The sequence below is a fragment of the Geopsychrobacter electrodiphilus DSM 16401 genome (assembly GCF_000384395.1).
GTDB lineage: Bacteria > Desulfobacterota > Desulfuromonadia > Desulfuromonadales > Geopsychrobacteraceae > Geopsychrobacter > Geopsychrobacter electrodiphilus.
Window position 1 is genome coordinate 1,929,752 of sequence record NZ_ARWE01000001.1, and the last position, 20,296, is coordinate 1,950,047.

General features: G+C 50.7%; 23 protein-coding genes and 4 tRNA genes. 8 read left to right on the forward strand and 19 right to left on the reverse strand.

Translation table 11 applies throughout. From position 1 onward, the window contains the following. Nucleotides 1-46: 46 nt before the first annotated feature. From D888_RS0109165 to yhbY, 5 genes are all read left to right on the forward strand, one after another. Nucleotides 47-1,027, forward strand: coding sequence for an amino acid ABC transporter permease (locus tag D888_RS0109165; protein WP_020676255.1), 981 nt, complete (start codon nt 47-49; stop codon nt 1,025-1,027). Next, nucleotides 1,020-1,754, forward strand: coding sequence for an amino acid ABC transporter ATP-binding protein (locus tag D888_RS0109170; protein WP_020676256.1), 735 nt, complete (start codon nt 1,020-1,022; stop codon nt 1,752-1,754). The genes D888_RS0109165 and D888_RS0109170 overlap by 8 nt, the downstream gene beginning before the upstream one ends. A 77-nt stretch (nt 1,755-1,831) precedes the next feature. Then, nucleotides 1,832-2,542 carry an AzlC family ABC transporter permease gene (locus D888_RS0109175; RefSeq protein ID WP_033423528.1) on the forward strand — a complete coding sequence of 237 codons (711 nt, stop codon included), beginning with the start codon at nt 1,832-1,834 and terminating at the stop codon, nt 2,540-2,542. Then, nucleotides 2,532-2,855, forward strand: coding sequence for an AzlD domain-containing protein (locus tag D888_RS0109180; RefSeq protein ID WP_020676258.1), 324 nt, complete (start codon nt 2,532-2,534; stop codon nt 2,853-2,855). Before D888_RS0109175 ends, D888_RS0109180 begins: the two co-directional genes overlap by 11 nt. Nucleotides 2,856-2,939: 84 nt before the next feature. After that, the gene (gene yhbY, locus D888_RS0109185; protein WP_281169657.1) at nt 2,940-3,314 is read left to right on the forward strand and encodes a ribosome assembly RNA-binding protein YhbY; all 375 of its coding nucleotides are present in this window, start codon (nt 2,940-2,942) and stop codon (nt 3,312-3,314) included. A 15-nt stretch (nt 3,315-3,329) separates the two neighbouring features. Here the strand turns inward: yhbY and D888_RS0109190 are convergent, their stop codons facing one another. Continuing rightward, nucleotides 3,330-4,463: a deoxyguanosinetriphosphate triphosphohydrolase gene (locus tag D888_RS0109190; protein WP_020676260.1), complete on the reverse strand. Its 1,134-nt coding sequence runs from the start codon at nt 4,461-4,463 to the stop codon at nt 3,330-3,332. 118 nt (nt 4,464-4,581) lie between these two features. On the opposite strand from D888_RS0109190, the gene rsmD reads away from it, so the two are divergent. Both rsmD and coaD read left to right on the forward strand, forming a co-directional pair. Then, the gene (gene rsmD / locus D888_RS0109195) at nt 4,582-5,142 is read left to right on the forward strand and encodes a 16S rRNA (guanine(966)-N(2))-methyltransferase RsmD (protein ID WP_020676261.1); all 561 of its coding nucleotides are present in this window, start codon (nt 4,582-4,584) and stop codon (nt 5,140-5,142) included. Between the two features lie 6 nt (nt 5,143-5,148). Next, nucleotides 5,149-5,631 carry a pantetheine-phosphate adenylyltransferase gene (gene coaD / locus D888_RS0109200; protein WP_020676262.1) on the forward strand — a complete coding sequence of 161 codons (483 nt, stop codon included), beginning with the start codon at nt 5,149-5,151 and terminating at the stop codon, nt 5,629-5,631. A gap of 4 nt (nt 5,632-5,635) precedes the next feature. Here the strand turns inward: coaD and D888_RS0109205 are convergent, their stop codons facing one another. The 18 genes from D888_RS0109205 to D888_RS0109290 form a co-directional block, all read right to left on the reverse strand. After that, on the reverse strand, nt 5,636-6,364 hold the full coding sequence (locus tag D888_RS0109205) for a creatininase family protein (RefSeq protein ID WP_020676263.1): 729 nt from the start codon (nt 6,362-6,364) through the stop codon (nt 5,636-5,638). Then, entirely contained in the window at nt 6,364-7,122 is a 759-nt protein-coding gene (locus D888_RS0109210; RefSeq protein WP_033423239.1) for a 7-carboxy-7-deazaguanine synthase QueE, read from the reverse strand. The genes D888_RS0109205 and D888_RS0109210 overlap by 1 nt, the downstream gene beginning before the upstream one ends. Further along, nucleotides 7,094-7,465, reverse strand: coding sequence for a 6-carboxytetrahydropterin synthase QueD (gene queD, locus D888_RS0109215; RefSeq protein ID WP_020676265.1), 372 nt, complete (start codon nt 7,463-7,465; stop codon nt 7,094-7,096). Before queD ends, D888_RS0109210 begins: the two co-directional genes overlap by 29 nt. Before the next feature lie 18 nt (nt 7,466-7,483). Then, nucleotides 7,484-7,669 carry a DNA gyrase inhibitor YacG gene (locus D888_RS23620; RefSeq protein WP_083928825.1) on the reverse strand — a complete coding sequence of 62 codons (186 nt, stop codon included), beginning with the start codon at nt 7,667-7,669 and terminating at the stop codon, nt 7,484-7,486. A gap of 66 nt (nt 7,670-7,735) precedes the next feature. Continuing rightward, a tRNA-Gly gene (locus D888_RS0109225) sits at nt 7,736-7,810 on the reverse strand. Between the two features lie 38 nt (nt 7,811-7,848). Then, on the reverse strand, nt 7,849-9,135 hold the full coding sequence (locus tag D888_RS23065; RefSeq protein WP_020676267.1) for a tRNA nucleotidyltransferase/poly(A) polymerase-related protein: 1,287 nt from the start codon (nt 9,133-9,135) through the stop codon (nt 7,849-7,851). A gap of 81 nt (nt 9,136-9,216) precedes the next feature. Beyond that, nucleotides 9,217-10,521: an aminotransferase class I/II-fold pyridoxal phosphate-dependent enzyme gene (locus D888_RS0109235; protein ID WP_020676268.1), complete on the reverse strand. Its 1,305-nt coding sequence runs from the start codon at nt 10,519-10,521 to the stop codon at nt 9,217-9,219. 105 nt (nt 10,522-10,626) lie between these two features. Then, nucleotides 10,627-11,580, reverse strand: a complete 954-nt coding sequence (locus tag D888_RS0109240) for a tetratricopeptide repeat protein (RefSeq protein WP_020676269.1) — start codon at nt 11,578-11,580, stop codon at nt 10,627-10,629. Between the two features lie 119 nt (nt 11,581-11,699). Next, a complete protein-coding gene (locus D888_RS0109245) occupies nt 11,700-12,269 on the reverse strand; it encodes a hypothetical protein (RefSeq protein WP_020676270.1) in 570 nt (189 codons plus the stop codon). Between the two features lie 30 nt (nt 12,270-12,299). After that, entirely contained in the window at nt 12,300-13,097 is a 798-nt protein-coding gene (locus D888_RS23070) for a cytochrome c3 family protein (protein WP_020676271.1), read from the reverse strand. Then, entirely contained in the window at nt 13,090-13,662 is a 573-nt protein-coding gene (locus D888_RS0109255) for a methyl-accepting chemotaxis protein (protein WP_020676272.1), read from the reverse strand. Before D888_RS0109255 ends, D888_RS23070 begins: the two co-directional genes overlap by 8 nt. Nucleotides 13,663-13,870: 208 nt before the next feature. Beyond that, nucleotides 13,871-13,945 (reverse strand) — tRNA-Gln (locus D888_RS0109260). A 205-nt stretch (nt 13,946-14,150) separates the two neighbouring features. Further along, entirely contained in the window at nt 14,151-15,548 is a 1,398-nt protein-coding gene (gene gltX / locus D888_RS0109265) for a glutamate--tRNA ligase (RefSeq protein ID WP_020676273.1), read from the reverse strand. A gap of 131 nt (nt 15,549-15,679) precedes the next feature. After that, nucleotides 15,680-16,483 carry an AmmeMemoRadiSam system protein B gene (gene amrB, locus D888_RS0109270; RefSeq protein ID WP_020676274.1) on the reverse strand — a complete coding sequence of 268 codons (804 nt, stop codon included), beginning with the start codon at nt 16,481-16,483 and terminating at the stop codon, nt 15,680-15,682. 21 nt (nt 16,484-16,504) lie between these two features. Beyond that, a complete protein-coding gene (locus D888_RS0109275) occupies nt 16,505-17,314 on the reverse strand; it encodes a sulfite exporter TauE/SafE family protein (RefSeq protein WP_020676275.1) in 810 nt (269 codons plus the stop codon). A 120-nt stretch (nt 17,315-17,434) separates the two neighbouring features. After that, nucleotides 17,435-17,508: transfer RNA gene (locus D888_RS0109280), tRNA-Cys, on the reverse strand. Between the two features lie 247 nt (nt 17,509-17,755). Further along, a tRNA-Gly gene (locus D888_RS0109285) sits at nt 17,756-17,830 on the reverse strand. Nucleotides 17,831-17,972: 142 nt separating this feature from the next. Then, a complete protein-coding gene (locus D888_RS0109290; protein ID WP_020676276.1) occupies nt 17,973-18,527 on the reverse strand; it encodes a lytic transglycosylase domain-containing protein in 555 nt (184 codons plus the stop codon). Between the two features lie 146 nt (nt 18,528-18,673). Between D888_RS0109290 and nadB the strand changes: the two genes are divergently transcribed. After that, the gene (nadB, locus tag D888_RS0109300) at nt 18,674-20,290 is read left to right on the forward strand and encodes an L-aspartate oxidase (RefSeq protein WP_020676278.1); all 1,617 of its coding nucleotides are present in this window, start codon (nt 18,674-18,676) and stop codon (nt 20,288-20,290) included. Nucleotides 20,291-20,296: the final 6 nt, after the last annotated feature.

Sequence of the window (20,296 nt, forward strand, 5' to 3'; positions counted from 1 at the left end):
CTGCGATACCACCTCTTTTTATGCCTGGCAACCAACGGTTGCCTATATGGAAACGAGAATCACGGTGAAAATACCATCCCCAAAAGTTTGGCCCTGGCATTTACTCACCCTGGCCATCCTCTTAATTCTCGCCGCATCCTTGTGGGCCGCTACCAACAAAATTGATTACACCTGGCGTTGGAACAGAGTTCCGCAATACTTCTTCTACAATGCGAAAACCTTAAAAAGCAGCCCCTTCGATGGCAGCGTAGTTTCGATCAAAAAGGACGGTGGGCTTTCAACTATCGAACTGAAGAGTGACTCAGGAAAAGTTAAAACGTTTAAGGTTGAGACTGACAGTCTAAATGTCACTGCAGGTGAGACCCTTTTCGAGGGTGACAGGATCGGCAGCACCAGTGAATGGAAGGCAGGACCACTGGTTCAGGGGATGTTAATGACTCTCTGGCTTTCTGCTGCAGCCAGTTTTTTTGGAATGCTGATCGGCCTCATAACCGGTTTATGCAGAATTTCAAAAAATCCGACCTTACGTGGATTAGCTAGCCTCTACATTGAGTTGATACGTGGAACCCCTCTTCTGGTTCAGATCTTTATTTTCTATTTTTTTCTTGGAACTGTTCTGGATATTGGTCGGGTTGTTTCGGGGATCAGCGCTCTGGCGATTTTTGCAGGAGCCTATGTTGCTGAAATCATCCGCGCCGGCATTCAGTCGATCTCCAAGGGTCAATCGGAAGCGGCCCGTTCCCTCGGCATGACCTCATTTCAAACCATGGTTTACATTGTCTTACCACAGGCATTTAAGCGGGTGTTGCCTCCGCTGGCAGGACAATTTATCAGCTTAATCAAAGATTCATCGCTGGTATCGGTCATTGCCATCACCGACCTGACAAAAAGTGGCCGCGAGGTTATTACCTCGACCTTTGCCACCTTTGAAATCTGGTTTACGGTCGCCCTGCTCTATTTACTGCTGACTTCCGTGCTTTCGCAACTGATTGCATGGGTTGAACGGAGGCTTGCTGTCAGTGATTAAAACCGTCGATTTAAAAAAAACCTTCACCGGCCGCGGGCAGACCGTTTATGCCGTTGATGGTGTTACGGCTCATATTCACTCTGGTGAAGTTGTCGTTATTATTGGTCCCTCCGGCTCCGGCAAGTCGACCTACCTGAGATGCCTGAACGGTCTTGAAACCTTTACCTCTGGGCATATCGTAATCGATGGTGTCGATCTAGCTGAGCGTAAGACCGACATGAACAAAGTTCGCCGGGAAGTCGGTATGGTATTTCAACAATTCAACCTGTTCCCGCACAAGCCCGTCATTGAAAATATCGTGTTAGCCCAGATGCTCGTGCGTAAACGCAGTCGCAGAGAGGCTGAAGAGAAGGCGCGAATGCTTCTAAATAAAGTCGGTATCCCTGAAAAAGCCATGGAATATCCCAGTCGCCTCTCAGGAGGACAGCAACAAAGAGTCGCCATCGCCCGGGCCCTCGCCATGGACCCCAAGATCATGCTGTTTGATGAGCCGACCAGCGCTCTCGATCCCGAGATGGTTGGGGAGGTGCTCGACGTCATGAAAAATCTCGCCCGTGAAGGGATGACCATGGTTGTTGTGACCCATGAAATGGGGTTTGCCCGTGAAGTTGCTGACCGCGTGCTGTTTATGGACGCAGGCAAACTCGTTGAAGAAGGGACGCCGGAGCATTTTTTTACGGACCCTCAGGAAGAGCGCACCAAACTGTTTTTAAAGCAGGTACTCTAACCTTTTGCCAACGCTGTAAATAACAAAGGGCGCCCAATGGCGCCCTTTGTTATTTGCACAACCTCGACACCGAATCCATGGACCAAACAGTTACTCCACCCCAGAAGACCCTGAGACAAGGTGCTGCCGCAGCATGGCCCATATGCCTGGGATACTTCCCCATTGGCCTGGCTCTGGGCGTGCTTGCACAGCAGGCAGGACTCCCCTGGTGGGCGGTCCTGATGATGTCGGTGCTGGTTTTTGCCGGGAGTGCACAGTTTATCTGCGTTGCGATGCTGGTTGCAGGGGCATCGACCCCGGCAATCATCTTCACGACTTTTGTAGTAAATCTGCGGCATACCTTGATGAGCTCGGCGCTGGCCGTCTACCTCTCGGGTGTAAAGCGCTCATTTCTGGCATTTTTCGCCTACGGTATCACCGATGAAAGCTTCGCCGTCAATATGACCCGTTTTCGTACAGGGAACTGGGATCGCAATCGCGCGCTGGTAACAAATCAACTGGCGAATATAGTGTGGATTATTGCAACGGTAACGGGAGCACTTTTAGGACAGTTTGTGCCTCAGGGCGCCTTTGGTATCGACTTTGCGCTGACGGCCATGTTTATCTGTCTGCTGGTCTTCCAGCTTCGGGGCAGAATCTATCTTTTGACCGGGCTCCTGGCCGCCATCATCTCTGTGAGCTGGTATTTGCTTATCCCGGGCGATTCCTACATCGTTGGAGCTTCTATTTGTGCTGCGACCGGCGGGTACCTGTTGCAAGTCCGGAAACGGAGGGTCAATGACGTTTAACGATTACCTGCTGCTCTTCTGTGGCATGGGTGCGGTTACCTACCTGCCAAGGTCATTGCCGTTGCTTTATCTGGCGCACAAAAAGCTCCCCCAGGGCCTGGTTGATTGGCTGGGCCTGATCCCGGTGTCCATCCTGAGCGCACTCCTCGCCCCCCTGCTCTTTTGTGAGAACACACAGCGCAGCCTGCATTTTGGAAAACCTGAATTTCTCGTCGCAATTCCGACCTTGGCGTTTGCGTTAAAAACCAGAAGTTTGGGCGGAACCGTTTTAGTCGGAATGTTGCTTTACTGGCTTGCCAGTTATGTTCTATAACCCACAAGCTATTTTTTACGGTAAGAGTCGGGCGACCGCGAACCGATTAGGGGCAAAGTTCAAAATCACCGTCTCGGAGTTACTTTGAATGACAGAGTCAAGATTTTCTCAGGGTCTCAGGGCTTAACTAATAAAGGCGTCACGATGTGGGCGCAGGAGCTGAATATGGAATTAACCGGCAAGCAAAAACGTCATTTACGCGGATTGGGACATCATTTAAAGCCAATCGTCATGGTCGGCAAGGACGAGGTTAATCAGACCGTTATTAACGCAACGGATGAAGCCCTTGAGATTCATGAGCTGATTAAAGTCAAGCTACAGGAAGGTTGTCTGAGTGACCGCAAAATGGTTGCAGCTGAGCTGTCTGAAAAAACCAGTTCGGGAATCGCCCAGATAATGGGACACACCATTTTGCTGTATCGTCAGGGAAAAGATCCGCAAATTAAAATTCCGGGTTGATCAGAACCGCGGTCGTCAGGCGCGCTCAAAAGGTTCATAAAGCTTCTTGTATTCGTCCTGTGCAAACCGATCAGTCATGCTGGCGATGTAGTCACAGATCACACGTTCACGGCCATGCTCATCAAATTTCTCCTGGTGGGCACGTGGGAGCAGTGTCGGGTTTTTGATATAGCTTTCAAACAACAGGGTGAGAAAGTGTTCGGCCTTGACCCGCATTAACTCGACCTTGTGGTGGCGATAAAGATTATGGTAGAGAAATTTCTTCAATTCCCGGTTTTTCTGCTGCATTGTCACGCTGAAAGCGGCCATTTTCTGTGGTTGTCGTCGCAGATCATCCAGTGAGCGGATATTTGCGGCGGCCAGGTTGATATCTGTCGTCGCAACCAGATCATGGATCAGGTCGCCGATGAGGTAACTGATTGTCTGAAGAATCTGGCGTTTTTCATCTATGAGTGGAAATTTTGCGCTGACTTTACAAAAGGTTGTCTGCCATAAGTCGACTTGAGCCAAATCTTTCAACTTGATGTAACCTGCTTTCAATCCATCATCAATATCATGATTGTTGTAAGCAATTTCATCGGCCAGGTCGATAATCTGCGCTTCCAGGGTCGCGCGTTCCGCTGGTTCAAATTCAGTGATAGCCGATGTCCCGGCTTTGTCGTAATCCGAAGAATGCTTGATAATCCCTTCCCGGGTTTCCCAACTCAGATTCAGGCCGTTAAAGTTTGGGTAACGTTCTTCAAGCAGATCGACAATACGCAGGGATTGTTGATTGTGCTCAAAGCCCCCGAACCCCTGCATGAGGCGATTCAGAACCTCTTCGCCGGTGTGACCGAAGGGGGTATGCCCCAGATCATGAGCCAGGGACAAAGCCTCTACCAGATCCAGGTTCAAATTGAGCGCCCGGGCTATTCCGCGAGCGATTTGCGCGACCTCGAGTGAATGGGTCAACCGGGTGCGATAATAATCACCCTCGTGATTAACGAAGACCTGGGTTTTGTATTCCAGACGGCGAAAAGCGGCACAATGAATGATTCTGTCCCGATCACGTTCAAACATGAGACGATCATCCTTAAAGGGCTCAGGATGAACCCTTCCGCGACTCTTACTGCTTTGAGCTGCATAAGCTGCCAGTTTGACAGGATACATACGATCTCCATTCAGCTATTATCAGGATTCCACTGGGACATGATTGAGTTTAACCTCACCAGCTCTTGTATGGATATCATGGACCGAGGCTGTGACAAAATAAGACAAAAGGCAAAACATGAGAATAATCAGTGGCAGTGCCCGTGGTCGTAAACTCGCTGAATTTTCAGATAGCGGCATCAGACCGACCCCCGACCGGGTACGTGAGGCGATCTTCAGCATTCTGTTGAGCCGCTTTAACAGTCTGCATCAATTCAAGGTGCTCGAACTCTTCGCCGGAACCGGCGCCATGAGCCTTGAGGCTTTAAGTCGTGGAGCCCAATCAGCGGTGCTTATTGACAATAACCCTCAGGCAGCACGCCTGATCACTGAAAATAGTCTGCGCTGCAGAATGACAGAGCGGGCAAGACTGATGGAGCTTCCAGCTTTCAATGCCCTCGCCCAGCTGGCCGGCAAACCTCCGTTTGAGCTTATTTTTATGGACCCCCCATACAATCAAGGTTTAATCCCACCAGTCCTGGAACAGATCGCGGCCTTGCATCTGCTGGCGCAAAATGGAATAATCTGCGCCGAATCAGAAACAGGTGAGGACCCAGTCCTCCCTACAGGACTCGAGCTTATTGAAACGCGTCATTATGGCCGTGCGGAAGTCCATTTTATTAAATCCAAGGGTCAGTGAGGCGACATGAACAATCAGATTGCAATCTATCCCGGGTCTTTCGATCCGATAACAAATGGCCACATGGACGTCATCCGCCGTGGGCTTGAAATCTTCGATCGGGTGATCATCGCTGTTGCGCGGAATTCAGAGAAAAACAGCCTCTTCACAGTTCAGGACCGGGTCGACCTGATCAATCGCCTGATCGATGGCAACCCACGCCTTGAAGTGGATACGTTTGATGGACTACTGGTCGATTATGTCGTTTCGCGTGAAGCGCGCATCATCTTGCGTGGATTAAGGGCGGTTTCCGACTTTGAATATGAGTTTCAGCTGACTCAGATGAACCACTCGATCAGCCCACAGATCGAAACCCTGTTCATGATGACTTCAACCCGCTACGGTTACTTAAGTTCTTCGATCGTGAAAGAGGTGGCTTCGCTGGGCGGTGATATATCCAAATTTGTGCCACCTCAGGTCGCCGAGGAGTTGCGCAAGAAATTTTCCTGATCTTTTAATCCCGCTCTACGAACTGCTCCAGTTGATCCACCAGTCGACCGAGTGCATCAACCACCAGTGATTCCAGAGCCGCACCTTTTTGGGCCGTCGCTTTAGAAGGGTCGCCCCAAACCCCGCCTGGCCAGTATTGTCTCTTGTTTCTGACCAGAATCCCCACTGGAAAATCAGGGAATTCGCGTGCCGCCACACCTTTGACCAGTTGGGGATGTGAATGCAGAATACGTGAGGTTTCAATCTCCCCGGCATGAGAGTCCCCTTCGGTCTCAATCAGATGCCGCCCTTCCCTCGCCGCCAGCATGTATTCGGTCAAAACCGCGATCTTCAGATCAGAAAACTTCACCAATAATTTTTCACCGGCATCCGTCAAAGTCGCCATGTGAGTACCACCGGCATGTCCACTCAAAAAAACAAAGTTGCGCAACCCACTTTGATATAAGGACGTAACAATATCGAGGGTCAGGGACTTGAGCGTTTCGGTGGTAATTGAAACCGTACCAGGATGCTGAGAACTCGAACGGCAGACGCCATAGTGAATGGGCGCGGCAATGAAAATATCCCGCCTTAGGGCGAGCTTCTTTCCAACCTCCACAGCATGCAAGGTGTCCGTATCGAGCGGCAAATGAGACCCATGCTCCTCGGTCGAGCCGAAAGGGATCAGGACGGTCCGGGTTTTTTCCAGTCCGTCGCTAAATTCAGTCATGGTTATTTCGGGGATAAAAAGCATCAAAGAACCCCTAAAAAATTATGCGTCTGAGGGATAACCCGTGTTTTGGGATGATATGTAACGGCAACCTGCTGAGCCTTGAGCATTTGCCCGGTTGTTAATTTGATGCCGGAGGATTGGGTGCAGGGTTGAAGGATCAGATCGACATCAGGTGCTGTCTCTGCGACCAGACGAGCGGCTGTTTCAATTTCAGACAAGGGTGTTGTCTGGGCAAAAACCACCTTAACAAAGACCGTCTTCTGCCGTGCCAGACCCAAAAACTCACGATGCTCGTCCCATAGCTCATGACCGGAGATGGAGGGGAGCTTGATATCCATGGAAATATAATCCAGCCAGGGAAGCAGAGACTTTAATTGGGCAGGAAGTGAACCATTGGTTTCCAGATAAATGGGCAAATAATTGCGCATCATCGGCAACCAATCCAGAAGGACGGGCACCTGCAATAAGGGTTCGCCACCGGTCAGACTGAGTGAATGGTGCAAATCAGGAGAACCACCGACCCAATCTTCAAGCAGGGTTTCGATGCTTTTATGGGATACCGGGTTTTTCAAGGAGCTAAATGATTCACTGCCCGGAGCGGTTTCGACCCGGCAAGCAGAAACCGGCGCAAACGGAGTATCGCAATAAGTACAGGAGAGGTTGCAGTGGGCAAAGCGGATAAAAAGTTGCCGATACCCGAGGTAGGGCCCTTCGCCCTGGATGGATGAAAATATTTCGATCAGATTGGCTTCAGTCACGGGTATAGGTCGCGCAGGCATTGTCAGACTCCCAGACCGTCACCTCTTTAAGCGTCACCCCGGGGACAACAAGAGAACTCTCAAGAGCCTCAAAAATATAGCGACTGATATGCTCGGAAGACGGGCTGATGTCTTTAAAAAAATCCAGGTCATTCAAATATTTATGGTCTAGACGGTCAAGTATTTCATTCGTGTGCTTCTTCAGGGATTTAAAGTCGATACCGAGCCCCGAAGCATCCAGATCCCTGGTAGTGACCGTGACTTCAACCTTCCAGTTATGGCCATGCAGGTTTTCGCAATCACCGTGATAATGCAGGAGATTGTGGGCGGCGGCGAAATTACTCAAAATTTTGAGCTGGTACATATGTTGATACTCCTGAAGCTAAAATTCTGGGTTATCTTCTTCTGGTTGAACCTCAGGACCGGGGATGGAATAATCCTCGTTGGCCCAGCGACCGAGATCAACCTCGCGGCATTTTTCCGAACAGAACGGCCTGTCCGGGTTGTTTTGCCAGACAGTCGATTTCCCACATCTTGGACAGCGGATAAGTTGAACGACCTTTTCCATCTTAAACCCTATAGCCTGGAAATAAAAAGCCCCGGAGCCATATAGTGGTCCGGGGCAGATTTTTATTGGAGCGGGAAACGAGATTCGAACTCGCGACCTCAACCTTGGGAAGGTTGCACTCTACCACTGAGTTATTCCCGCAAAGCGATGCGCAGTATATGAAGACCATTATCATTTTGTCAATCGCAAAATCTCACCTTTAACCAATCAAGTGCGGTTTGCCTGTCAGTTATTTCTCCTGCAATTTCAGCGGACTTTATCCGGTCCTGCCATAGTCCAATGCCCTGCCCCGGTTTCAAGCCGGTCAAGTCCATTATCGTTGTGCCATCGAGCAGATGCGCGATTTCCCCTCTGGTCTCATGTTCAAGATAAGCGGTGATATGTCCAGCGGCCAATGAATCAAGATCATCACAATCGCGGCGGGCCAGGGTAAACAGAAGGGCCTCAATACAACAAGGAGCCATTGCTTCAACTTTAAGTGCGGCTGCGCGTGAAGATGTGTGATCACTAAACATGGCAGGAAGAAGCTCCGCTCCCAGGCATAAGCGGGTTAAGATAGCTCGACTACCATTTGAAAAACATAACCGTTTGAAAGTTTGAAGGATATCGCCAGGACCAGAAAGATGCTCTAACAGTGCAGCAAAAAACAGCAGGGCTCGACGTGGCACACAGTCTTCCATTTGTGCGTCGAGAAGGGTTTTCAACTCGGGGAAGACCTCCAATTGGAGAATGCGCGCGCCAAATGAATCTAATTTTCCGACCAAAGTGTCTTCTTTAAGGGTCGGGAAGAGTTGCCTGAGAACGCCATACTCGATTAACAAGCCCAGGGTAAAAACCACGCGTTCCGAATTGAGAATCCTCCCCAGTTCAGATTTAATCCGTTCTCCTGCAACTCTTTCAAGGTCAGAGGCTGCGCGCACCATCTCCTGACCTGTGCGGGCTTCAATCTGCCAGCCATATTCGGCAAAATGGCGAAAGCCCTTCAGAATGCGCAGAGGGTCGTCAAAGAGCACTGTTGGCCCGCAACTGCGCAAGACCCCTTGTTCAAGATCTGCCCGCCCGCCCAAGGGGTCAATCAGTTCAGATTCTTCGCCCAAACAGAACGCGAGCGCATTGACCGTAAAATCCCTCAAACGAAGATCAGCGAAAATATCAGGGGCCCTCAGTCCCGAAAAATCAAACTGTAAGCCATATTGACTGAAGAGCACTCGACTTTGCAGGCGTTGCTGGTCAAGCCAGAACCAGCTCCCTCCGGCTTTACGCGCCCAGGTTTTTATTTGCGGAGTCAGGTCGGAAGAGAAGGCAAAATCAAAATCTCTGACCGACTCTCCTTGAAGCAGGTCGCGCACAGAGCCACCCACCAGCCAGATAGAGGCGTCCTCAGCCCTTGGAAGCGCCCGCAGCTGTTCGAGCAACAAGGTCGCGGCGGGGCTTAATGTTTTACTGAAGAGTTCATAAATATTCATGATGGTAAGAGCATATCAGGGAATAAAAAAACGGCCTGCATTCGAAAAAGCAGGCCGTTTATAGTTTTAAGGCAATCAGGGTCAGGCCAGATCGAGTTCAGCCTTGTAAATCAGCTCAAACAGTTCAGCGATATCTTTTTCATCAATACAGGAGAAGGCGATGCGCAGGTCGGTTTTCGTCACCGAGATCGCCCCGACACCATACTTGTCAAGCAGATGCACGCGCAAGGCTTCAGCGTCAACCCTTTTCAATTTCAGGCACATGAAATATCCGGAATTAAAAGGATAGTAACTCCAGGAATCAGTAAACCTGACATCGCTAAGGACCTCTTTCACCTTGAGCGCCCGTCCTTTTAAAATTTCCAGTTTCTGCTGCTTCTGGGCCACGAAATCGGGGGATTTAAGGGCTTCAATGACAAAGGTTTGAGAGGGGTGCGGACAGTTGGAGATGGTCCCGCGAATAATCCCGAGGGCCTTCTTCTCGATGGCGGTCAGGACAGCTTCGTTCTGCTCGCTTTTTCCATCAGCAAAGGTGATGAAGCCAGTGCGGAAGCCCCAGACAAACTCCTCTTTGGTGGCGCCGTCCAGTTTGATGCTGAAGATACGCGGATGCAGGTTGGCCAGTTTTCCGAACAGGGATTCCTGCATCGAGTCTTCGTAAAAGAGGCCAAAATAGGCGTCGTCGGTAACCGCAACAATATTGCAGCCCGCGTCTGCCTGTTCTTTCATAACGGCTACCAGCGCATCCCCTTCTGCGATGGTCGGGGTATAGCCGCTTGGGTTGTTAGGGAAGTTAAGAATCACAACGGCCTTCCCTTTTTCAGCGGCGGTCTGTTTCAGACAGGCCCTGAAGGCCTCGACATCGAAGCCACCGGCTTCGGTGAAAGTATTGTATTTTTTGATGATCGCATTGCGTCGTGTACCAAAGGTCAGATTGTAATTCCCCCACAGCATGTCAGGCAGAATCAGATGGTCTCCGGCCTCAACAAACAGGTCAGCGATAATCGCGAGGCCATGAGTCAGCGCATTGGTGACAATCGGCATGCCAAAATGTTTGTTCTGCTGTGCCGGATTCTCCCGCAGCATCTTTTCCCGCCACAGTTGACGTAACTGGGGTTTCCCCGCCGGTGGTGCATAGGGGTAGATATCCGCAGGATTAAATGCTGACAGCTTATCCTGGATACACTGGAGATACATCGGCCCACCATTTTCGGTTGCGGTTCCGATGGTGGCGTTGAATTTATGCGCCTTCTCTTTCGCTTCAGCAGATTGGCTGAGAATCCCCTTCGGGAAAAAGAGGTTGCGACCAAGATCAGAAAGCATGGCCAGGACATGTGGGTTGTTCTTTTCGAGCAGGTCGTTAAGTTCTGCAGCAAGTGGGTTCATGGTTCCTCCAGATTTGACCTTCGCGAGAGAAGGTGTGAATAGACCTTAAGTCGCCTCATATACTTCGATTTCCCCGGCAAGTCAATCGACAAAGAATTTTGCCTGTTAGCTGGGGAGAGTTGTTATTCCTTCAATGGCCTCGACTGAAGGCAAATGATCAGGATCGATGGCGAGAGCCTTGTGATAAGCCTCAAAAGCCGCAGCAATTTCACCGCATTTCTCCCTGCACAGGCCCAAAAAATAAAAAAATTCAGGGCTGGGTAATTCGGCAGGCAGAACCGCTTCTTCCTCCAGGCGATTCATGATCTCTGCTGCGGCCTCATACTCCTGAACGACAAAATGCTCGGTAGCTATGCCGATCGCTTCGAGATCATTGATCAACGGTTGTTGCGGAGCCTGGCCATCAACAACGCGCGCAAGACGTTGAACCAGTAATTGTCGCGCAGCACCATCAGGGATCAGATCAACAACCCCTTGCCAGTAGCGCTGCACACCCGGATAGTCGCCCATCAAATAACTGATCTGACCCAGAACATTCAGGGTGGCTGTGTCCTGCGGGACGAAATTTAGAGAGCGCTGCAAAAACGAGATCGCGTGACTGAGTTCACGTCTGACGTTGATCAACTCGACATAAATCATCCCGAGTTCAAAATAGGCGATTCCGACCTTTTGCAAAAGTTGAGGGTTTTCAGGGCTCAGCAGGACGAGAATTTTCAGATAGTTGATCTTACGCCGAATATAGGGTGCATCGACATCCTTGGCCTCTAGCATGATGATCTGAGAACCTATGTCGGTCAGGTAATAAGGAAAGGCCTGCTGTAAAATCTGAGCGTAGTCTGTACAACGAGGGCAATCAGGAAACCGACGCAAATAATTATACAGGCCAATTCCCACCTGTTTGTCAGAGGGGACTTCATTTGAGCAGGTCTCAAGGTAGAGCGGTAATGGGATCTGTGGAAGCTCAACGTGGTGTTCATCGGCGCCCGCAACAACAGAGCGTCCGACCGGAGGAAGATAAAACATGTATTCGGGCGAAAGAGGTTCCTCTATCATCGGCATATTATGTCTCCATGAATTTTTAGTGGTCTGAAATGTAGCCGAAACATTCATGAAGACGCAAACAAAAGAAAAGGCCCCGTTGACCACGAGGCCTTTTGCCATAGATTCCGTGCTGGCGACTAGCCCTTTTCTGGCAATTGGATACGACTGATTGCCTGAGTCAAGCGACCGTGCAGGGCTTTGATCTGACCATGAGAAGATCCCGCTTTCACTGCGGCGTCAATCTCCTGGATGAGCTTCGACAGCTCAGCGGTCAAAGATCCGTAATCATCCTGGGTCTTGCGCACCAGATCAATCATTGCATTGATTTCTTCAAAGCGGCTCCCCGGTGGATCATAACTCTGATAATCACCATCAGCCATTGCATGAAAGGCAAGATCCATTCGCGTAAAATGATGATTCAGGCGCTTAAACACGACGATGGAGAAAATCAGGATCAACAGGCTGACAGCCAGTATGGAATAAAGGTTTGTTTGAATTAATGGCGTTAAAAACAGTTCGCCAGTGCGATGCACCTTCATATGTGAACTGTAGAGTTGTTCATCTACGATCTTATGCAGTACTCGGTTCAACACCAGTGTCGTAATCCCCGAAAGGGCTAATACGCCAACTGCGTAAATTGCAATAAATTTACCCTGAAATTCTTTCTTAATAAAAAATTTACGCCTTCTCAGGCTCAGACGTCCCATTGAGAAACCCTCCCATCAAGAGGTTGTTTGCTATTTAATATGACACTCGAGGCACAGCGCACTGCCACGGTTGCTGAAAACCAGCATGTCCCCTTCATGAGAAAACTGGTTGTGGCAGGACGCGCAGCCGACTTTCCCTTCGTACAAGGAGATCAGTGGGGAGAGATCGTCCAGGCGCCGTAGTTCTTTATTCCGCGCGGCCGCCTGCCCATAATCGACGCCGATGGGGTGACTGAACCCTGGCCCCGTATAGGAGAGCCCCTGCCCACTTGAGCGCGAACCAATTTGAACTTCTGCAGCGGGGCCAACTGACCCTTCATGGCAAACCAGGCATTCAAGACTTACAGGGTCGAGAATTTGACCTATGGAGTCTGATGACGGCGGTGTCCAGTTTTTCGCATGAGCCATCCCAGAGGCCGCGACATGACGCCCTTGCAAGACCCCTCCTTTATGGCAGGTTTCACAAAAGCTACGACCACGCGCGTCAGATCGAAGCATCATTTTGCTTTCCTTGTCATGAGGGTCATGACAGGTGGCGCAATTCACGCGACCTTGCCAATCAAGAAAGAAGTATTCCGGCACGTTCATGCTCGGAATCATCTTGGTTGGATGCGAATTTTTTAACGCGAGGTCATGGCACTCAATACACAGGGTATCGATATCCATAGTAAAAAGATTCTTGCTCCCTTTATGTGGACTTGTCAGGTGGCAGGTTTCACATTTCCCCGAAAAATCATGGCCATCATTCGAACGCGCTGATAAAACGCCACTCAGTATCAGGCTACTGGCCGCAATCAGGGAAAGGATTATTGCGAGTCGCTTATTCATGCCCCCCCCTCCCCGATTCGGATTCAAAAGTCAGAACTTTAAACATTTTCTGGACAGAATCTTTCAACTCGGAAGTTTCATTTGCGGTTGATGTATCAGAATGACTGAGATGCGAGATCATTTCGCGTTCCAGTTGATTGGCCTGAGTATAGATATTACGCAGCGAATTTTGCCAATTGTTCATACTGTCAATCATCGATTTCAGCTGATCGCCGTCGCGTGTACGCACATTAGTGCGCAGGTCCCCATCCAGAATCTTGGACAGGCTTTCTTCATAGCGAAAGATGGGGCCCGCAATTTTATGGCTGACAAAAAGGGTTAAACCGATGGTCAAAATAGAGATCAGAAAAAATTGCAGGCAGAAGGTGATCACGAGGGATGAAGTCAGAGCGGCTTCAACGGTCGAGAGGGTTACCAGGGCATCAAAATAATTTGTGCCCAGCCCCTGATCCAGATAAAGATAGATCGCAAGAGTTGATATCAGTGCTCCCAAAGCCATCGCGAGAATAAATTTGAGCTGAAATCCCGTGGTGAAATCGGTGCGTATGGGCTGAGTTTTTCTCATCTGGGCCTCCCTATCCTAAATTACATTAGATATTTATTAGTAAACTACTAATAAAGTTTAGACAGATTATATCCTAACGCAACTGATTTTAGAGATTTTATTAATCTCTTTAGGCCAAAAAAAAATGGACGAAGAAAATCTTCATCCATTTTTCCACCATCCCTCGGGACAGTGCAGAATATCCATGAGCTTCAGCTCTTTTTTTTAATGGCTGGGGCGCCAGGGATCGAACCTGGGAATGCCGGAATCAAAATCCGGTGCCTTACCGCTTGGCGACGCCCCAAGAGCTCCGTTTTTTATCAAAGAACAATCAGTCGGTCAAGCAAAAAGAAAAAATATTTTCAATAGGTTGCCGCCGAATAAAGACTGGGCCCTGGCGAATTTGTTAGTTGTTCTTCTGCCGAGAAGAACCAGCGTCTCTGCTGTCGGTTCAGCGCCATGATTTGTCCCTGTAGACGGCAAAACAGAAAGGTTTCGCGAATCACCAATTAGACTAACTTGCTCAATGCTCCATCGATCCGTTTGATCACGGTGTCCCGACCTAAAACTTCCAGCAGCTCATAAATACCCGGGCTCGGTGAGCCGCCAGTTAATGCGGCGCGAAGAGGCTGGGCGAGTTTACCAAATTTCAGACCCAGGTCTGCAAGCACCGTATACAATACGGGCTCAAGTGTCGACTGTTCGAAGGTATCACAGCGGACAAGCGCTGTTCTTAAAGTCAAAAACAGCTGACGGTTCTCTTCACGCAGAAACTGGGTACGGGTTTTATCATCAAATTCAGGCTGATCGGCAAAGTAGAAGGCTGCCCCTTCGGCCATCTGCACCAGGGTCGAAGAGCGCTCCTGAAGACCCTTGACCACCGCGACCAGATCGGGTCCATGGCTAAAATCAATCCCCTGTTTCACCAGAAAGGGTTTCAGTAGTTCCACCAATTTCTGCGGATCCAGCGCCTTTATATAATGGCTGTTCAACCACAGGAGTTTCTCCGGATTAAAAACTCCGGCCGAGCGGCCGACGGCTTCGATGGTGAATTTTTCGATCAGATCAGCCATTGAAAAGATTTCTTCATCCCCGTGGGACCATCCGAGTCGTACCAGATAGTTAATCATCGCCTCCGGCAAGAAACCCTGCTCCTGATAAGCCATGACCGAAGTTGCGCCATGACGTTTTGAGAGACGTTTCTTATCATCGCCGAGAATCATCGGCACGTGGGCGAACTCGGGGACCGCATAACCGAGGGCGCGGTACAGATGGATCTGACGCGGGGTATTGTTGATATGGTCATCCCCACGGATAACCAGAGTGATCCCCATCTCAGCATCATCAACGACAACCACAAAATTATAGGTCGGGGTCCCGTCGGTGCGCTGCAGAATCAGATCATCCAACTCCTCATTGCGCACCGTGATAGGCCCTTTGATCCGATCGACAAAACAGACCTCACCATCCGGGTCAGGAAGCTTAAAACGCACGACGTAGGGCGCATCGGGTTGAGCGCTGCGTTCGCGGCAGGTCCCATCATATTTGGGTTTACGGCCCTCCTGAACAGCCAGCTCACGTTTGGCATCCAGCTCTTCAGTGGTGCAATAACAGCGGTAAGCCTTCCCGGTATCGAGAAGTTGCTGGATTTTGGATTTGTACAGCTCAAAACGGTCTGTCTGGTAAAACGGACCCTCGTCGCAACTGAGCCCCAGCCACTCCATGGCATTGAGAATGGCATCGACCGATTCCTGGGATGACCGCTCAATGTCAGTATCTTCAATCCGTAAGACATAAGTCCCCTGCTCTTTCTTGGCGAGCAGGTAATTAAACAGCGCAGTACGGGCACCTCCAATATGCAGATACCCGGTTGGGCTGGGGGCAAAACGAACACGTAAGTCAGACATGTCTTGAAGCTCCTTATTTTGAACAAAAGGGGATAATTCACCTGGATTGAGCACGCGGGAGGGATCCGTCAGTTAGTGAACCTGCTGTTTATACAGCAGAATTTTTTACAGGATCAAGCATAATAACCATTTTATTGGATGATAAGTGAAGCATAGCCGACCACCGAGGTGAGATCACCATTGACCCTGCCCGAGTGATCATAGCAGAGCAGACGGCAGGTTGTCGCACCAAGTACCGCTGCTGCTTCAAGCACCACCAGCGCCGGGACTACACCGCACATACTGATGTTATGCGACCTGACCGTCTTGTACAGTCCCACCGGGTCGAATTTTTCCAGCTGGTCGAGGGCGAGCCGATCGATGCGCGGGGTGATGTCTGCCGGAGCAAAATGGTTCATATCACTACTGGCAATGAGCAGCACTTTGTGAGGGTAGCCGCTGAGACTTTCACCCAGCTGGCGACCTAACTGCAACCAGTCTTCAAGGGCGGCATGCCCCAGGGTGATCGGAACAATCTGCACGTCATTGCGCAACATCTGCAAAAAGGGGAGCTGAACTTCGAGAGAATGTTCGCCCTGATGGGCGAATTCATCGTCTCGGAGCAAATCACAGTCTGCGATCAACTGAGCGGCGAGCAGGGAGTTAATGGGGCTTTTGCCGAGCGGTGTCTGCCAGGATCCGTGAGCAAACACTGCGGCCGAGGATCCGACTCCCCGATGATTTGGACCGAGCATGACGACGGTCTCCGGAATGGCGACTTTTTTATAGGCGGCAGCGGCGATGCGTCCAGAATAAATATAGCCGGCATGCGGAACAATGAGAGCTGTAGACGGTTGCGCCTGCTCCCCTCCCGCCAGCAAAGTCGCTACCTCTTCACGCAACTGATCAGGACTTCCCGGGTAAAAGCTTCCAGCAACCACTGGTTTTCGAACCATAAGTAGCTCCTTTCACCCAAATCAGAAAGTTAACTTCAGGCCGAGTAGAATCAGCAGAACAGCGAAGACTCTAATCATTTTATCCTGACTGATGCTGGTTGCAAGGCGCACACCCAGTCGGGCGCTGACAATAGTAAGTGGTGCGACAACCGCCGCAACCAACAGGTTCACATAGCCAATGGAAAACGGGATGCCTGCGGCTTCATGCATTCCATGAAACATGTAGCTGAGGGTGCCGGCGAGCGCTGAAATTACAATGACGGCACTGGAATTACCCACCGCCAGATGAATCGGCAGCCGCAACACAATCAGCATCAGCGGTACCGAAATAACCCCACCGCCAACTCCGAAAAAAGCCGAGAAAAGGCCGCCGGTCGAACCGACCATCAATAATGAGCTCTTGCGCGGTGGTACCTGATGTTCAGGGGGCAGATAGGGATGATAAAAGAGTAATTTCAGACCAACCAGAATCTCCATACAACCGAAGGCCTTATGCAGGATAGCCCCGGGGAGGAGCGCCGCCAGGCTTGAACCAAAAAGCGCGCCGAGCGCCGCGCCACCCGCCAGGTAGAAAACCTGATGCCAGACCACGTTGCCGTGAAGACGATGCCCCAGCGCGCTGCTGATGGCGGTAGGGACGATGACACACAGGCTGGTGCCGAATGCCGTGTGCACAATCAGATGCTCTGGCATACCGGCGATATGAAACAGCCAGAGAAACAACGGAACCAGGATCACCCCACCACCGATGCCAAGGAGTCCAGCGAGAAATCCGGCCAACACCGAAAAGATTCCGGTCAGGGTCAGGAGTGGCAAGGTGAAAAAATCCATAGAAGAGCTCTCTGATGGGTTTCAGGATGGCACGCATCATAAATCAGTAAGTTGATTCAGGCAAATCGGACCTTCAAAACAAAAAAGCCAACCCTTGAGGAAGGCTGGCTTTTTATATTATGGAGGCCTCGACCAGATTCGAACTGGTGATGGAGCTTTTGCAGAGCTCTGCCTTACCACTTGGCGACGAGGCCGATATGTCGCTGTCCGGTGTGCGCATTGAAGTACCAAATCGGGTATCGAGTGTCAAGGGCAAAATCTAATTTATCGATGCTGCTCAGCATATTCCCCGACACTTAAACGCTTCATTCCAGATTGAGAAAAATCAAAAGTTACCAGGGGTGCCACAGAGGCCGGTGCTTAATTAAAGAAGAGGAACGACAGGATAACCGCAACCACGAAAAACGGCCGTCTCCAGGAAGAGACGGCCGTTAATTTTTATGGAGCGGGAAACGAGATTCGAACTCGCGACGTCAACCTTGGCAAGGTTGCACTCTACCACTGAGTTATTCCCGCTCAAAAACGCCCGTTGTGTCGAGCGGCACAACTTATAACAAAACGCTTAACGGGGTGTCAATGAAAAATATTTCCAGTTTTTAAAAAAACCGCAGCTGATTTTGGCCCCGGAGTTCGACGCTGAGCGCCATGGCTGAGCAACTTAATCAGTCTGGTCAGTAAACTGCTGATAATAGGCTTGATATTTTTTTACACGCAGAACGTAATTCTGGGTTTCATCGTAAGGAGGGATACCGCCATAACGTTGGACGACACTCGGCCCGGCGTTATAAGCGGCCAGTGCCTGATCGAGGTTACTATCGAAAGTATCAAGCATCTGCCGCATATAGCAGGTCCCGCCAAAGATATTCTGACCTGGATCAAAAGGATCAGAAACTCCAACTTCACGGGCAGTTGCCGGCATTAACTGCATCAAACCCTGTGCGCCCTTCATTGAAACCACCCTGGGGTTGAAATCACTCTCGACCTTGATCATCGCCTTGACCAGGGCCGCGTCAAGATGAAAGCGCTGTGCGTAATACTTGATCAGTGAGGCGAGACCGACGGACTCCCCCTCGCCCCGGTAAAATTGAAAGGTTGTGTTGGTTGGCACATCGGTAAAATGGACGCGTCCGGAACTGTCGACATAGCGATAGATGTTCGCTTCACCCAGTGAAGCAAACAGGAGCAGTATGATTGTGGCAGTCAGCAGGCGCATGAGAATGTTTATAAATGATTAATCTTTTTGAAACAACTCTAATTGGCTGACATCCCCCAAATTCTTGACATCCGACCACTGGACTTCAATAATGATCGCCTTTGGCGAAGACATTGAGACATTAACCTCCTTAAGAGAACTTTAAAATGAAACTTACCACTGATTTTCTGGTCATCGGCAGTGGAATTGCTGGCCTCAGTTATGCGTTAAAGGTTGCCGAGCAGGGGTCGGTCCTGCTGGTCACCAAACGCGACATCGACTTTACTGCCACCCGCCTTGCCCAGGGAGGGATCGCCGCCGTTTCAACCGAACAGGGTGACTTCTTTGCACACACCGAAGATACGATGGTGGCAGGAGTTGACCTGCCTCATCGCGATATTGTGGATCTGACCGTCCGCATGGGTCCGAAAGTCATCGAAGATCTGATCAATTGGGGGGTCGAGTTCAGCCGTAACGAGCAGAACGAATATGATATGACCCGTGAAGGCGGACATAGTGAACGCCGTATCTTTCACGCCAAAGACGCGACAGGACGTGAAATCGAGCGTGCCCTGGTCCTGGCCGTGCAGAACCATCCGGCCATCCAGGTGCTGGAGAACCACATCGCCATCGATCTGATCACCGCCGCCAAAAATCTGCATGAGCCCTGCGCTATAAACAGCTGTCTTGGTGCCCATGTTTTCGACATCGAGGGTCAGTCGGTTGTCACTATCGGCGCTCGCTTCACGGTCCTGGCGACGGGAGGAGCCGGCAAGGTTTATCTTTATACCTGCAACCCCGATGTCGCGACCGGTGATGGGGTCGCCATGGCCTGGCGTGCCGGAGCCGCGGTGGCAAATATGGAATTCATGCAGTTCCACCCGACCACGCTCTATCATCCCAACGCCAAATCGTTTCTAATTTCAGAAGCCGTGCGCGGTGAGGGGGCCATTTTGCGCCGCCGCGACGGCACGGCCTTTATGGCCGACCAGCATCCGCTCAAAGATCTCGCACCGCGCGATATTGTCGCCCGGGCGATCGATCATCAGATGAAACAGTACGGGGATGACTGCGTTTTTCTCGACATGACCCATAAGAGCGCCGACTATATCTGTGATCGATTTCCGATGATCTATGAAACCTGTCTCGAATACGGGATCGATATGACAAAGGAGCCGATCCCGGTGGTCCCTGCGGCACATTATCTCTGCGGCGGAGTTCAGGTCGACAGTCATGGCGAAAGCGGCATCAGAAACCTGTTTGTCATCGGCGAAAGCGCCTGCACCGGACTGCATGGCGCCAATCGTCTCGCCAGCAACAGCCTGCTTGAGGGGGTAGTGTTCGCCCGTCGTGCGGCCGAAACCTCATTGCAACGTTTGGCCTCCTCCCCTGCTGAATTCCCAAGCATCGCGCCATGGGACTCAGGAAACGCGACCGACAGTGACGAAGAGGTCATTGTCGCGCACAACTGGGAAGAGATCAGACGCTGCATGTGGAGCTATGTCGGGATCGTTCGATCCAACAAGCGCCTGACCCGCGCCCTGATGCGGATTCAACTGATTCAACAGGAGATCATTGAATACTACTGGAACTTCCATTTGACCTCCGACCTCATCGAACTGCGCAACATCGCCACCGTCGCAGAACTGATCGTTAAAAGCGCCCTGCAACGCAAAGAGAGTCGCGGGCTGCACTTCACCCTCGATTACCCGGAGCGGGATGACCAGAACTGGAAAAAGGACACCGTCATTCCCGGGGCAACATTCGAAAATCTGAGTCAGTAAGGACAG